The organism is Desulfosarcina alkanivorans (assembly GCF_009688945.1).
GTDB lineage: Bacteria > Desulfobacterota > Desulfobacteria > Desulfobacterales > Desulfosarcinaceae > Desulfosarcina > Desulfosarcina alkanivorans.
In genome coordinates this window covers 337,198-351,691 of the sequence record NZ_AP021874.1, presented here as the reverse complement: position 1 = coordinate 351,691, position 14,494 = coordinate 337,198, and the positions used below count along the sequence as shown (strand labels likewise).

At 50.7% G+C, this 14,494-nt stretch carries 8 protein-coding genes and 1 pseudogene; all 9 read left to right on the top strand.

Annotated elements, in window-relative coordinates:
* Window positions 1-36 precede the first annotated feature (36 nt).
* The 9 genes and pseudogenes from DSCA_RS01570 to DSCA_RS01535 all read left to right on the top strand — a co-directional run bounded on the left by DSCA_RS01570 (window position 37) and on the right by DSCA_RS01535 (window position 14,195).
* Entirely contained in the window at window positions 37-1,044 is a 1,008-nt protein-coding gene (locus DSCA_RS01570) for a patatin-like phospholipase family protein (protein WP_155314772.1), read from the top strand.
* On the top strand, window positions 1,031-1,528 hold the full coding sequence (locus tag DSCA_RS01565) for a hypothetical protein (protein WP_231716353.1): 498 nt from the start codon (window positions 1,031-1,033) through the stop codon (window positions 1,526-1,528). Before DSCA_RS01570 ends, DSCA_RS01565 begins: the two co-directional genes overlap by 14 nt.
* Window positions 1,525-4,599: an efflux RND transporter permease subunit gene (locus tag DSCA_RS01560; protein ID WP_155314771.1), complete on the top strand. Its 3,075-nt coding sequence runs from the start codon at window positions 1,525-1,527 to the stop codon at window positions 4,597-4,599. The genes DSCA_RS01565 and DSCA_RS01560 overlap by 4 nt, the downstream gene beginning before the upstream one ends.
* The gene (locus tag DSCA_RS01555; protein ID WP_155314770.1) at window positions 4,596-5,624 is read left to right on the top strand and encodes a putative ABC transporter permease; all 1,029 of its coding nucleotides are present in this window, start codon (window positions 4,596-4,598) and stop codon (window positions 5,622-5,624) included. Before DSCA_RS01560 ends, DSCA_RS01555 begins: the two co-directional genes overlap by 4 nt.
* Window positions 5,621-6,349: pseudogene (locus DSCA_RS32370) on the top strand (acyl-CoA dehydratase activase); the annotation flags it as partial. The gene DSCA_RS01555 and the pseudogene DSCA_RS32370, both read left to right, overlap by 4 nt.
* Before the next feature lie 270 nt (window positions 6,350-6,619).
* Window positions 6,620-10,138 carry an acyl-CoA dehydratase activase-related protein gene (locus tag DSCA_RS01550; RefSeq protein ID WP_231716581.1) on the top strand — a complete coding sequence of 1,173 codons (3,519 nt, stop codon included), beginning with the start codon at window positions 6,620-6,622 and terminating at the stop codon, window positions 10,136-10,138.
* A 35-nt stretch (window positions 10,139-10,173) separates the two neighbouring features.
* On the top strand, window positions 10,174-11,319 hold the full coding sequence (locus tag DSCA_RS01545) for a DUF6781 family protein (RefSeq protein ID WP_155314768.1): 1,146 nt from the start codon (window positions 10,174-10,176) through the stop codon (window positions 11,317-11,319).
* Between the two features lie 57 nt (window positions 11,320-11,376).
* Window positions 11,377-12,441, top strand: a complete 1,065-nt coding sequence (locus DSCA_RS01540) for a lipid A deacylase LpxR family protein (protein ID WP_155314767.1) — start codon at window positions 11,377-11,379, stop codon at window positions 12,439-12,441.
* 59 nt (window positions 12,442-12,500) lie between these two features.
* On the top strand, window positions 12,501-14,195 hold the full coding sequence (locus DSCA_RS01535) for an ABC1 kinase family protein (protein ID WP_231716352.1): 1,695 nt from the start codon (window positions 12,501-12,503) through the stop codon (window positions 14,193-14,195).
* The last annotated feature ends 299 nt before the right edge of the window (window positions 14,196-14,494 follow it).

Here is a 14,494-nt window from a genome sequence, read left to right as displayed (position 1 = left end):
CCAGCGGACAACTTCTCAAGTGGATCGGTGGTGAGTATGCCAGGCCATAACTCCGGTTTTCCGAAGAATATCGGCCTGGCGCTGGGCAGCGGCTCCGCGCGAGGATGGGCCCATATCGGTGTGATACGGGCATTGGCTGACGCAGGGGTAGAAACCAAATGCGTAGCCGGTACCAGTATTGGCTCTTTGGTAGGGGCCGCGCATGCCCTTAACAAATTGGATGTACTGGAAGATTTTGCCCGTCAACTCAACTGGAAACAAATCGTTTCCTTTCTGGATGTGACTTTCCCGAGGTCCGGACTCATTGATGGAGGAAAAATCACCGATTTCTTTCGTACCCATGTCCGGGAGATAAGCATTGAAGAACTAACCATTCCGTATTGTGCCGTCGCCACCGATTTGACTACGGGGAATGAGGTCGCTTTAAGCGGAGAGGATCTAATCGATGCAATCCGCGCGAGCATCTCGGTTCCAGGCATTTTTACGCCGGTTAAGAAAAAAGGTAGATTTCTGGTGGATGGGGGGCTGGTCAACCCCGTGCCGGTGAGCGCTGTCAGGAAAATGGGAGCGGATTACGTCATCGCTGTTGATTTGAACCATGACATTATCGATAAAAGGAGTGCGACCGGCATCGCTCCGGTTGATCCATCGTTGGAGAATGTGGTTGATCAACCCCCTCCCCAAAAATGGAAAATCCTGCAGGATTTGACCAACAGGTTCAACGAATTCAGTTCGCCCGCGTTATCGCAAGTGCGCCAGTGGCTGCACAAGGATCCTGTGCCGAACATCTTTGATGTGTTGACGACTGCAATCAACATCATGGAAGTGCAGATAACCGCAACAAGATTGGCAACCGATCCGCCGGATCTGCTGATTCAGCCAAAGCTGGGAGATATCCGTTTTCTGGAATTCCATCGGGCCGAGGAGGCCATTGCCGAGGGGTACCGGGAAACCATGACGCAACTCAAAGAAAGATGGAAGTGTGCTGTCAAGAGAGATTTGCCAAGAGATATTTTTTCGGGGAGGACGGATGATGGGAATTAATATTTGCGCGTTACAAGAGAAACGCCTCGTTGATCGTCTGCATTCTCTGAAGGTCAAAGGAGAAGTGATCGAGAAAAGAAGGATGGAATCATTCGGTGGTCGGCCCGAAAGGAAGATCGTCGTTGTCAAGTTCAAGAACAGGATAATTGAAACAAACCTTGATGACGCAGAATTCGAACGAACTGAAATCGGGGAACAAATTTGGTTCTCTCCTCCGGTCCCTGATCGTGATCCGTGCAACTGTCATTTATTCGTCTGGCTGATTGTTGCGATCATAGCCGGTGCGCTGGCAATCTGGGCCATCACAACCCATTTTCATGGAAAAACCGCCACTATCCTTTCTCTTACCGCAGCAGGTTGGATCAGCGTTATTGCCTGGGCCAGGATATGTTCGCACGAGCAAGGCAAATGCCTTCGGGATCTTGAGATGGAAATCGACTTTTTTGAAGCTGACGGTGACGACAAGCAAGGGGAACAGAAATGAAATTACCGGAGATATCCGTCCGCCGGCCGGTCACGACCGTTATGGTTTTCGCTGCCATTACATTGCTGGGTTGCGTCGCCTTTTTCAAACTCAACCTTGACTTATTGCCTGATATCGAACCACCAGCGGTGAGTGTAATCACACCCTATCCGGGGGCTTCCGCCACGGATGTTGAGTCGGAGGTGACCAAATACCTGGAAGACCAGCTTTCAACCACACCGAATCTCGACCGGCTGGAGTCAAAGTCAAAAGACAACATCGCCATCGTCAATTGCATATTCGAATGGGGCACCGACCTGGATGTCGCGGTCAACGATATCCGGGAGAAGATCGATCTCGCCAAGCCGGACCTTGCCGATGGAGCGAAAGACCCCTTTATCTTCAAGTTCAGCAGTTCCATGGTGCCGGTGCTCGTCATGACGGTGACGGCGGAAGAAAGCAGTCCCGATCTTTACAGGATTGTGGACAAGCAGATCGCCGATCCGTTGAAGCGCGTGCCTGGTGTGGGCGCTGTCGTTTATATCGGTGGTCAGGAAAGACAGATCAATGTGCATTTCGATCGCGAAGCAATAGAGGCTTATCACATTTCCGTCCAGCAGATCAGAAATGTTCTTGCCGCTGAAAACCTAAACCTTCCGGTGGGCACCGCCAAGATCGGGAGGAACGAACTCCAGATCAGGGTGGCGGGTCGCTATCGGGATACAGCGGAGATCGCCAATACGGTGATCGGAAGCAACGGCGACGCGCTTGTGCGACTCAGGGATGTGGCCACGGTCACCGATGCCTTCGAGGAGCCGCAGGAGTGGGCGCGGTCCGGCAAGCTTCCTGCGGTTGCCTTGATTATTCAGAAGCAGTCCGGCGCCAACACCGTCAACGTGATCGAAGGCATAAAAAATCGCCTCAAAACACTGAAAACAGAGGTGCCGGCGGACATCGAAATCCACGGGATTCTGGATAACTCCGATCATATTTATGCAATGATCAATAGTTTGACCGAAGCCGCCGTCGCCGGAGGTCTTTTGGTTATTGTCGTCTGTTTCCTGTTTCTCCGGCGGTTTCGTACCAGCCTGGTTGTCACAATGGCAATTCCATTCTCCATCATCGTTGCCTTTATTGGGCTCTTTATCATGGGATACACCATCAATGTCATTTCCCTGATGAGCCTTGCCATTGCCGTGGGAATGGTGGTGGACGATGCCATCGTAGTGCTTGAAAACATCGTACGGCATGTGGACGATGGCAAGCCTCCGATGTTGGCCGCCGTGGAGGGAACATCAGAAGTGGGTATGGCGGTAGCTGCATCAACATTGACCATCGTGGCTGTCTTCGCCCCTCTTCTCTTGGTGAAAGGGATCGCCGGCATCATCTTCGGGCAGTTGGCGTTCATAATCTTGATCACGATTCTGGCCTCGCTTTTCATTTCATTGACGTTGACCCCCATGGCTGCTTCCCGTTTGCTCCGTTCACGCGACCAAAGAAAGCTCAATCTGGTATTTGTATGGAGCGAGCGTTTGCTGAATGAAATCGAAGCCAAATATTCTCACATCCTGGGATGGGGACTAAGGCACCGCACCGTTTTGCTTTCACTTATAATTATTGTGTTTTTCGGCAGTCTGGCCCTGATTCCTTTGGTCGGTACGGAATTTTTTCCGGAAGTGGATTCCGGGGAAGTGGAGGTGGTCCTGGAGATGGCGCAGGGTACCCGAGTGGAGGTCACGGCCGGAACCACGGAAGAAATGCTCAAAGCGGTGAACGCCATTCCGGAAATGGAAGCAACTTATGCCCTGGCGGGTCAGACCAAGAAAGGTTTTTTAACGGCCCTCGGTTTTGAAGAGGGAGCCGGCATCGGTCGCATCGGAGGGCGTCTCATTGATAAGAAAGAACGGAGTCGCCATGCCAAGGAGATCGCTTCGGAGCTTCGTGAGCAGGTCATAAAACTGCCGGACGTTGAGAAATTTTCCGCCAGTGCCGTAAGCGCCATCCAAAAGGCGTTCCTGGGAGGCGGCCGGCCTATCAGCATTGATATTCTGGGCCATGATATCGAAGCGACCGACAAAGCCGCCGCAGAAATACAACGCATCGTGGAAGCCACACCCGGCGCAGTGGATGTCTCTGTCAGCAGAAAGAGACCACGGCCGGAAGTACGGCTTTTTCTTGACCGGGACAAGGCGGCATCGCTGGGATTGAATGTGGCGCTTGTCGCCGACGCATTGAGGACCAACTACTATGGATTCGATGATACGAAGTTCCGGGAGGCGGGTGACGACTTCGACATTGAGTTGCGACTAAAAAAGGACCAGCGGGAAACGATTCGTGAAATCGGGGAAACCCCCATCTCCACCCTGACCGGCCAGACCATTAAGCTCCGAAACGTCGCGTCTGTTCGTGAAACCTTCGGGCCTGTGGAGATCGACCGGAAAAACAGGACCCGCGTCACAAAGGTTCAGGCGGGCGTCCAGGGGAGGGTTCTGGGGGATGTGGTACGGGATGTTCGAGAAAAGATGGCCTCTCTTGACCTGCCTCCCGGCGTTTCCACCGAATGGGGCGGGGAGGTGGAGGAACAGCGAAAAGCGTTCCGTGATCTGACCCTCCTTTTGATTCTGGGAATAGTCCTTGTATATATGGTCATGGCAGGGGAATTCGAGGATTTCGTTGATCCATTCATCATCATGTTTTCGGTTCCTTTCGCCTTTGTCGGAGTGATCTGGGCCTTCGTTTTTACGGCCACCCCGCTCAACCTGATGAGCTTCATAGGGGTGATCATGCTCATGGGCATTGTTGTAAAGAACGCCATTGTGCTCGTGGACTATACCAAGCAACTGAGAGCGCAGGGCATGACGCTAAACGAAGCGGTGGTCATGGGAGGAAGAACACGCCTGAGGCCGGTGCTCATGACGAGTTTGACCACAATATTCGGCATGGTCCCATTGGCTCTTTCCAGGGGGGAAGGCTCTGAAATCTGGAACGCGCTGGGCATCACGGTCATCGGGGGATTATTAGTTAGTGGCCTTGTAACATTGATTCTGGTGCCGTTAGTGTATTCGCTGGTTCACCGAGGTAGAGCAAAATGACGGCCGATGTTGTAAACATGTTCTTTTCTTTCTCCTTTTTTTCCATTCTTGGATGGATGCTGGAGGTCTCCTATCGTTCCGTGCGTGACAAACGGTTCGTCAACCCCGGCCTCTTGAAGGGACCGTATCTTCCTCTTTACGGTACGGGTGCCCTGATACTCATGGTGGCGGTTTCCATGCTGCAGGGTTCCTATGTGTTGACTAAAGCACTTGCCTATTTAATCATCACCACCGGACTTGAACTCGGTTGCGGACTTATTGGAGAATATTTTTCTCAGCCCCGTCTTTGGGACTATTCGGATCAACGCTTTAACTATAGGGGGCACATCTGCCTCAAATTTTCCATCTACTGGATATTGCTGGCCTTTGCCTTTGAATATCTTTTATTACCCCCGTATCAAAGCATGCTCATCCTGTTTTCACCGGCTTTCAAAGGCTTATTTGCGGGAGTGACGGTTTCAATAATGTTGATGGATTTCCTGGCGGTGGCAATCAGGCATTTCCTCTGCCTGGCACCGAAAGAGAAAACCTTGCTGGAGACACAATTCATCGACACGGCAAGGCCGCTTCTTGAGCTGCCTGAGGTTGCCAAACTGTCGCAGTATGAACATCACAGGGGAAAGACCAGATTGGAGCATGTCAAAGAGGTAGCATACCTGAGCTTTCTCTGGGGCAAACGACTTTCCCTGGACAGTGAAGCGATTGTCCGGGGTGCTCTGTTGCACGATCTTTTCTATTATGACTGGCTGCATGAAGGACCAAGGTTACACGGTTTCCGGCACCACAATATCGCGCTTAAGAATGCTCGCCAAATTACCAGCCTTACCGAAAAAGAAGCGGATATTATCAAAAAACACATGTGGCCGCTTACTATTGTTCCACCGCGTTATAGGGAGTCGCTTGTCGTTTCACTGGTGGATACATTTTGCTCTGCAAGAGATTATTTGAGCGTGAAGAAACAAGACAAACACGCAAAGGCAGCCGCCGTTTGCGTTGGTTCGGAATCAGGAGATAAAAAGAGATGACAGAAAAGGCGAACAATCTCTATTTTACCGGGATTGACATAGGTTCAACAACGGCCAAGGCGGTCGTCCTGGATAAAGAAGGCGGCATGGTGTTTTTCCGCTACTGTCGTCATCAGGGCAAAACCGTGGAAACAACACGCCGTATTTTCAATGATGCCCTTGAGGAACTGGGCGACGTGGAACTTGATTTGGCGGTTACCGGATCTGCCGGGATGGGCGCGGCCGAAGTCTTCGGGCTGCCATTTGTGCAGGAAGTGGTGGCCTCTGCGCACTTCATTGAAAAGTTTTTTCCCGGAGTCAGAACTTTTATAGAAATCGGCGGCGAAGACTCCAAAATCATATTTTTCGACGATACTGGTCGTCCCGATATCCGGATGAACGGAAGTTGCGCCGGGGGCACCGGCGCTTTCATTGATCAAATGGCGGTTCTTCTGGATGTCGATGTATCGGAACTGAATGCCCTGGCTGAAACATCTTCGAATATTTATCCCATTGCATCCCGGTGCGGCGTTTTTGCCAAAACCGATATTCAGGCCCTGCTAAGCCGTCATGTATCCAGAGAAGATATTGCGGCTTCAATATTTCATGCGGTTGCCCTTCAGGTGATCACCGCATTGTCCCGTGGACGGAAAATGGAAAGAAAAATACTTATGGGAGGTGGTCCGCTGACTTTTAACCGGAATCTGCGGAAAGCCTTTACAAATCTGCTTGGCATTGAGGATCCGAATGACCTGGTCATTCCGGATCATCCGGAACTGCTTCCTGCCATGGGAGCGGCCATGGTGCGCAATGGCAAACCATGCCGAAACCGGATCAGCAGCTTTTTATCCATGTCCGAGAACGGCATCAGACGTGTAACCAACAGCATCGCCAAAAGGCTGCCCACCCTGTTTGCGGACAAATGCGAATTTGAGATATGGCAAAAAAGGCATGCGCGGAAGCAGATTTCCAGGATTGACCTGCCTGAAGCAAAGGGAAAAGATCTTTTTTTAGGTGTGGATTCGGGATCAACCACCACCAAGATCGTCCTTGTCGATGAGGAAGGCAAACTGGTTCTGGGCTATTACGGCTCCAACAATGGCGATCCCGTTCAGGCGGTAAAAAAGGGATTGGCCGAATTCAGGGAAAAGTTTGTTTCTGTCGGCTTTCACCCGCGGATCGTCAGAACGGCTGCCACCGGCTATGGTGAAAGCCTTATAAGAGCCGCCTTTGGGTTGAATGACGGCGTGGTTGAGACCATGGCGCATTACCGGGCGGCGCGGCGCTTTGAACCGGATGTCTCCTTTATTCTGGATATCGGCGGGCAGGACATGAAGGCGATCTATATTCATGATCACGCCGTGGCTGAAATTCAGGTCAATGAAGCCTGTTCATCAGGATGCGGTTCCTTTATTGAGACGTTTGCCCGTTCGCTTGGGTATAGTGTCCAGGAATTCGCAGAGATTGCATGTGATAACAATGCACCCTTTGATCTGGGAACTCGCTGCACCGTCTTCATGAACTCCAAAGTTAAGCAGGCCCTTCGGGAAGGAGCGACCGTCTCCGATATTTCGGCCGGTTTGGCGTATTCGGTTATTAAAAACGCCATGTACAAGGTGCTGAAGCTAAAGGACGTCGATGTCCTGGGGAACAAAATCGTGGTTCAGGGCGGAACATTTAGGAATCCAGCCGTATTACGAGCATTGGAGGTACTGCTGAACAAGGAGGTTATAAGGCCGGATATTTCCGAGCTGATGGGAGCATATGGTGCGGCCTTGACAGCCCTTTCAAATCATCGTGCGAATCTTGTGAAACCTGCCGCTCTACATCAAACACCACTTAAGAATTCAGAGACGCCAATCGTGTTGCAGGAGGCAAATAGTTTGTTCCTCGAAAAGTTGGTGATGGGAAGTGATTTTTCAAAAAAGGAGATCCGCTGCAAGGGCTGCGAAAACAAGTGTACTGTGTTGAAGCTGACTTTCAACAACGGAAACCATTTTTATACGGGGAACCGATGCGAGCGGTGTTTCAGCAACAATCCGGATGTACAACGCAAAGGAAAGAACCTGATCGATGATCAGATAAAGCTCTTGTTTGAACGAGACATGGAACCCGAGGGCGAGCCGATTCTCACCTACGGCATTCCCCGCTGCCTGAACATGTATGAAAACTTTCCCTTTTGGTGTGCCTTTTTGATCACGTGCGGGTTCAGAGTGGTTCTCTCTTCTGAATCCGGTTTCAAGCTTTACGAAAAGGGATCTGCCACTGTCATGTCGGAAAACATCTGTTTTCCCGCCAAGCTTGCCCATGGTCACGTTTTCGGCCTTGTTGGAAAAAAAGTCGACCGGATATTCTACCCTACCGTGGTCTATGAGCAGGAAGAATACGAAAATGCTTTAAATACTTATAATTGCCCGGTGGTTACCGGATATCCCGACCTGCTGAAAAGTGCGGTTAACCCTGAGCAAAAATTTGGAATTCCCCTGGATAACCCGGTCATCAGCTTTAAGAATTTCAATCTGCTGAAGGATCAGCTTTATCTGTTCTTCAATCAGTCTGGAATCAATTACCGGACGGTGTCAGAAGGCGTCGAAAAGGGGATAGAGGCACAGTCGAATTACAGGAAACAACTCAGGTCCATGGCGAAAACCATGCTGAGCAAGGCGGATGCCGGGGGACGGACAACTATTGTTCTTGCCGGCCGGCCCTACCATGTAGACCCGCTTATCAACCACGGTATTCCGAATCTGTTGACGGAACTGGGAGTGGACGTCATCAGTGAAACGGCTGTTCCCTTGAATGCAGATGCTGTCTCACTGGAAGATGTCAATGTCCTGACCCAGTGGAGCTATGCAAACAGACTGTACGCAGCTGCCGGGTGGGTAACGAACACGGCCAATGCCCAAATGGTTCAGTTGACCTCCTTCGGGTGCGGGCCGGATGCGGTTTCGGCCGACGAGGTCAAAGAAATTTTGCGTTACGGTGGAAAAATCCATGCCTTGATTAAGATGGATGAAATCGCCAACCTGGGCGCCGTCAGGATCAGGCTGCGCTCCATGCTGGAGGCAGTGAAAGAAAAGAACGGTAAAACAAGGGCCACAGACATCGGCACAATAAAAACAGACCGAACGGTTGTGGACGAAGATAGAAAAAGAACCCTGATCGCCCCCTATTTTTCACCCTTCTATTCACCGCTGATCCCGTCTGCCTTCAGGCCCCTCGGTTACCGGGTTGAAGTCCTCCCGCCCCAGGATAAGGCCTCGGTTGAATGGGGTCTGAAAACCATCAACAACGACATGTGCTACCCCTCTATCCTGGTTGCCGGCGATATCATCAAGGCCTTCCATTCAGGCCGCTACGATCCTGAAAATACCGCTGTTATTCTGACCCAGACCGGTGGTCAATGCCGAGCATCCTCATACGTGTCGCTTATCAGAAAAGGACTGGCCGCCGCCGGCCTGGATGAGGTTCCGGTAATCGCCATATCCAATGAGGAAATCAATCCCCAGCCGTGGTTTAAAATAGATAAAATGGGGCTGATAAAACGGATGGGCTTGGGAATTATTTTCGCCGATCCCCTGGCCAGGATGCATCTATCCACAATGGTCAGGGAAAAGGTGCCCGGGACATCAAAAAACCTGCATGAAAAATACCTCTCCGAAATGGAGACAGGCATCGAGAAAGCAGATTATTATTATCTTCTCCATCTTCTGAAAAAAGCTGTGGCGGACTTCAACCTGATTGAGATCAACGACAAGACTGTCCCAAGAATCGGGATTGTTGGAGAGATCTTCGTTAAATATAACTTCTTCTCCAACGGAAATATCATCGACTGGCTGTCCGGCCAGGGGGTGGAAGTGGTTCTTCCTCCTATACAGAGTTTTTTCGCCCAGCGCTTTATCAATGAAACCTACGACCAAAAGGCCTTTTTTAAACGTTCTTTGGTAGATCGTATCAAGTACAGGTTGCTGGAGATATACTCAAAATACCACATCGGCCAAATCGAGCGGGTTATGCAGGGATTTCGCTTTTATAAAAAGGCTCATGACTTGAGAGAATTGGCTGAAATAACCGACGAGGTTGTCAGCCTGGCCAACCAGTTTGGCGAAGGATGGCTTCTCACCGCCGAAATGATCGCCATGCTCAATGAAGGGATCGGCAACATCATCTGTCTCCAGCCCTTCGGCTGCATTGCCAATCACATTACCGGAAAGGGGATGGAGAATAAACTCAGGGAGATGTTCCCTCATTTGAATCTGCTTTCTCTCGACATGGATGCGGGGGCAAGCGAGGTCAATTTGCTGAACCGGCTCCACTTCATGGTAACAGCGGCACGGGAACAGGTGGCCTGCGAGGTGGGGACGTTGGTCGGGCCGGAAACATTGCAGCGCTTTACCATTCCCACTGTATGGGCGCAAGAACTGTATATGTTCAACAATTACGCATCACTGGAGGTTGAAAAATGGAGGGCCTGGGTGTCCGGTCTGGGACTTTGGGAAAAAGCGCGGAAAATCAGGCGTAGAATCAGCTTGTAACCATCAACATCATTAAATTTTAGGAGGTACAAACCATGTCGGAGAATCAAGTGAAGGACCGTATTGTTGAAGAAGTAAAGATTGCTAAGGAGACAGGAAAGATTACCTCGAAAAAGATTCATGAAATTGTCAGAAAGGCGGTGGCCGATGCCGTATCCGAAGGCAAAGGTGGCGCGGAAGCAATCCGGCCCATCGTGAAGGATGCCGTGTCTGCCGCCGTGGAAGGATTAAGGGCTGCCGAAGCGGATGCGGCGGAGAATATCAAGGCTGCTCTGGAAGGAGCCGTAGAAGGTGTCCGTGTCCATAAGGATCAGGCTGTCGATGTTGTCAGAAAAAAGATGCGTGAAGTTGAAGAAAAACTCGCAGCAGAAAAAACCGAACTGGCCCAATCTGTAAGGGATGCCCTCCAGGGAGCAAAAGAGGCGGGTGAAGTATTTTCCGAAGAGATCCGCACTCAGATCGAATCTGTTTCAACCGACATCAAACTGAATAGTACGGAACTATTAGGTTTGACCAGGGAGATGGTTAAAGAGGCGGTCAAACAGGCTATCGAGACCGGCGAGAATGTGAAAGAGACCGTCACTAAAATTGCCAGGGATGCCACGGAAAGGGCGCTTAAAGAGAGGCGGTTCACCGCTGACCGGGTGAAGATAATTGCCGAAAAAGTCATGTCCGGCGCAGTGGAGGCCGCGGAGGAAGCGGGTCAAGAGGTCAAGGATGTTGCCCATGGTGCCTTTGAAGGTGCCCAAAAAGGAATCGTGTCAGCGGTAGAGTCTATTGGAGACAAGACTAAGGAATTTGTCCACGATGATCTTGCCCGGACAAAGGAAGATCTTGAGGCAATCGAGGAACTTCTCCTGGAGACTGCCGGCAGGGTGGCAAAACGATCTGGAGAAACAGCAAAGGCAGTATTGCTTGATCTGGTTGAACAAACTGAAAGAACGACTTCCGTGCTAAGGGAAAAAACCGGCCACGCAGCGGAAAAAGTCGCCGGAAGGCTGAAGAAAGCCGGAAAAGAAGCCGTCCAAACGAGCGTGAACAGCGCCGACAAACTAGCCCGCGCCATGGCCGATGAAGCGATGGAGCTTGGAAAAAGATCCGTGGACGTTGCAAAAGGGGCCATCTCGGGAATGTGGAAGGGGGCAAAAGACGCTCTTCAAAAAGAAAAGGACAACCAGTAGCGACTCAACCCAGCATTTTCATGGCAAGATAAAGCGATTGAGGATCAAGGACTTATAGTGACAGCTGAAACTGTGAAACGAACTGCATTCAAATATTTGGTACTGCTGATGCTGCCAATGAGCATTGCACTTGTTTTTGGGGATAAACCGTGTGAAGCTGCGGAAAATTCACGGACATTCAGTTTTTATTTTGAAAACGATCTGTTTGCGGATACCGACCAGGGCTACACCAACGGTGTAAAGCTGTCCTGGATTTCACATGATTTGACAGGTTATGCAGAGAGTGGCAGGCTGCCGGAGTGGAGTTTGCCGCTCATCCGTCGGCTGCCTTTCATCAATGAGACGGGCTTGCAGCGCAATGTCGTTCTCTCCATCGGACAGAACATGTATACACCTGAAGATATCGAGGCTGAAGATCTGCTTGAAGATGACCGCCCATATTCGGGATGGACCTACTTCGGCATCGGTTTGCACAGTAAAAATGAGCGCCGTTTGGATTCGATGGAGATCCAGCTCGGCATGGTAGGCCCTGCATCCTTCGCCGAACAGACGCAAAAATTGGTCCATGAATTGGTAGGTTCTCAACGTCCGAATGGCTGGGACAATCAAATTAAAAACGAACCCGGACTTGCCGTTATATACGAACGAAAATGGCGGTTTCTGTATGATAGGGATATCGGGAAACTTGGTTTTGATGTCATTCCTCATATAGGCGGCGCACTGGGCAATGTTTACACCTATGCCAATGCTGGAATGGAAGCCCGGCTGGGATGGAATATCCCCTGGGATTTCGGGACGTCTCTAATCCGACCGTCCGGGGATCCCAATGCCCCTCTGAATGCACAGGACCCGCGCGTCTCCAGTGACCAGGGATTCGGTCTGTATGTTTTTGCCGCGGCTGACGGGTGTGCCGTGCTGCATAACATCTTTCTGAACGGAAACACCTTTACCGACAGTCACAGCGTTGATAAAAAAAATTTTGTGGCTGATATTGGAGCAGGCGTCGGATTGATCATTCATCGCTTCAAGCTTTGCTACACCCACGTTTTGCGGACAAAAGAGTTCGAAGGGCAAGAAGACGATCAGGTTTTCGGCTCCATTACCCTTTCCTTTACATACTGAGTAAGGGTATAACAAAACAAGGGTCCAGCTTGAACCTGTTTCCGGGAAAGGAGGATAATTTGGCAATTTTAAAAATCGGAAGTGTTGGGCGAACCTACCGCCACATGCAGCGTTACCGCCAGATTCTAACGGTGCTTTTAAAATATGGTTTTGGAGACATGGTTGACGCGCTTAAGATCGAACAGTACCTGGAAATCGGGTTGCAGTTGTTCTCCCGAAAACACCGGGAAAAAATAGAGACGCTCTCCCGTGCGGTTCGGGTAAGGATGGTATTGGAAGAACTGGGCCCTACCTTCATCAAAATGGGCCAGATTCTCTCCACCCGGCCTGACCTGTTGCCAGTAGAGTTTATTCAGGAGCTTCCTAAGCTTCAGGATGAAGTGCCGCCGTTTCCATTCCCGGAGGTGGAAGCAGTTGTCAAAGAGGAACTCCAAAAATCGATTGATCAGGTTTTTTCGAGTTTTGAAAAGCAACCTCTTGCCGCCGCCTCTATCGGTCAGGTCCACCAAGCGAGAACGCTCGATGGAAAAAATGTAGTCGTCAAAATTCAACGGCCGGGTATCCGGCGTATTATTAAAGTGGACCTGGAGATCATGATGCACCTGGCAGGCTTAATGGAGCGTCATTTGGAAGGATGGGATATCCAGCGTCCCACAAGGGTTGTGGAAGAATTTGCCCATACGTTGGAGAGGGAGCTTGATTACACCCTGGAAGCTGCGTACATGGAGCGATTTGCCAGGCAATTTGAGGATGAGCATGCGGTTTATGTGCCCCAGGTCTATCGCGAAGCAACGACATCACGGGTTCTTACCATGGAACATATAGACGGCGTTAAGGCCTCCGACATTGACCGGTTGGAAAAAGAGGGGCTTGACCGGATCAAAATCGCCAAAAAGGGCCTCGTTTTGATCATGAAGCAGATCTTTGAGCATGGTTTTTTTCATGCCGATCCCCACCCGGGCAACATCTTTGTCCTTCCGGACAATGTCATCTGCTATATAGACTTCGGCATGATGGGACGACTGGAATTGGAAGCTCGGGAACGTTTCGCCGATTTGATCATGAGTATCGTCCATCGGGATGAGCGAGAGGCGGCAAAAGCCCTGCTAAGGCTCACGCTTTCGGAGGAGGGTCCGGATTATCCTGCCCTTCAAAGAGATACGGCCGAGTTTATGGATCAACATTGCTACCGTCCCTTAAAGGATGTGGAACTGGGACCGCTGTTGCACCAGCTTCTGGAGATGGCGAAAAGACATCGTCTCGGTATTCCGCCTGATCTGTTCTTGATGATCAAGGCCTTGAGTACAGTGGAAGGACTCGGCCGAGCGCTCGATCCGGATTTGGATGTTATCGAACAGGCCGCTCCATTCATGAAGCGCATTCAGTTAAACCGTATCCACCCCCGACGAATCACCAAAGACATGGCAAATTCCGGGACCGATCTTTTCCACCTTTTAAAGGATATCCCAGGAGAGGTTCGAACAATTCTCAAATTGGCCAGACAGGGCAAGGTCAAAATGGAGTTTGAACATCGTGGACTGGAACCGATGATCGCCGCCAATGACCGGATCAGCAACCGGCTCTCCTTTTCCGTTGTCCTGGCATCCCTGGTGATCGGCTCGGGCCTTATTGTGCTTTCGGGGATTCCGCCCAAGTGGCATGAAATCCCTGTTATCGGCCTGATCGGTTTCTTGGTTGCAGGTGCCATGGGCTTCTGGCTGCTGATATCGATCATGAGAAGCGGGAGGATGTAGAGAATGTTAAATCATCTTGAAGCCCGAATAAGCTGGTGGCGTCAACGAAGATAACAACTGAGTCGTTTGAATAAGTGTGAGGACGTCATTATATGAAAAGAATAGCCCGAACCCCCTTAGGCGAAAAGAATGGCTTAGTGACCCGATCAAATATAACCGTCTTTAACCGACCTGAAAGGATCATACGGTGGAGATGGATGCACTCAATATTCATGTTGGACGACAAAAGAGGTCCGCGCCTTGCCTGTGTGTATCGCACGTGGACAAGTCCATCTGGTCCTGTGCAAACTGGAGGGGCG

Coding starts and splice junctions, on each gene's coding strand:
- DSCA_RS01570 (WP_155314772.1), top strand. CDS start 37: ATGCCAGGCCATAACTCCGGTTTTCCGAAGAATATCGGCCTGGCGCTG.
- DSCA_RS01565 (WP_231716353.1), top strand. CDS start 1,031: ATGATGGGAATTAATATTTGCGCGTTACAAGAGAAACGCCTCGTTGAT.
- DSCA_RS01560 (WP_155314771.1), top strand. CDS start 1,525: ATGAAATTACCGGAGATATCCGTCCGCCGGCCGGTCACGACCGTTATG.
- DSCA_RS01555 (WP_155314770.1), top strand. CDS start 4,596: ATGACGGCCGATGTTGTAAACATGTTCTTTTCTTTCTCCTTTTTTTCC.
- DSCA_RS01545 (WP_155314768.1), top strand. CDS start 10,174: ATGTCGGAGAATCAAGTGAAGGACCGTATTGTTGAAGAAGTAAAGATT.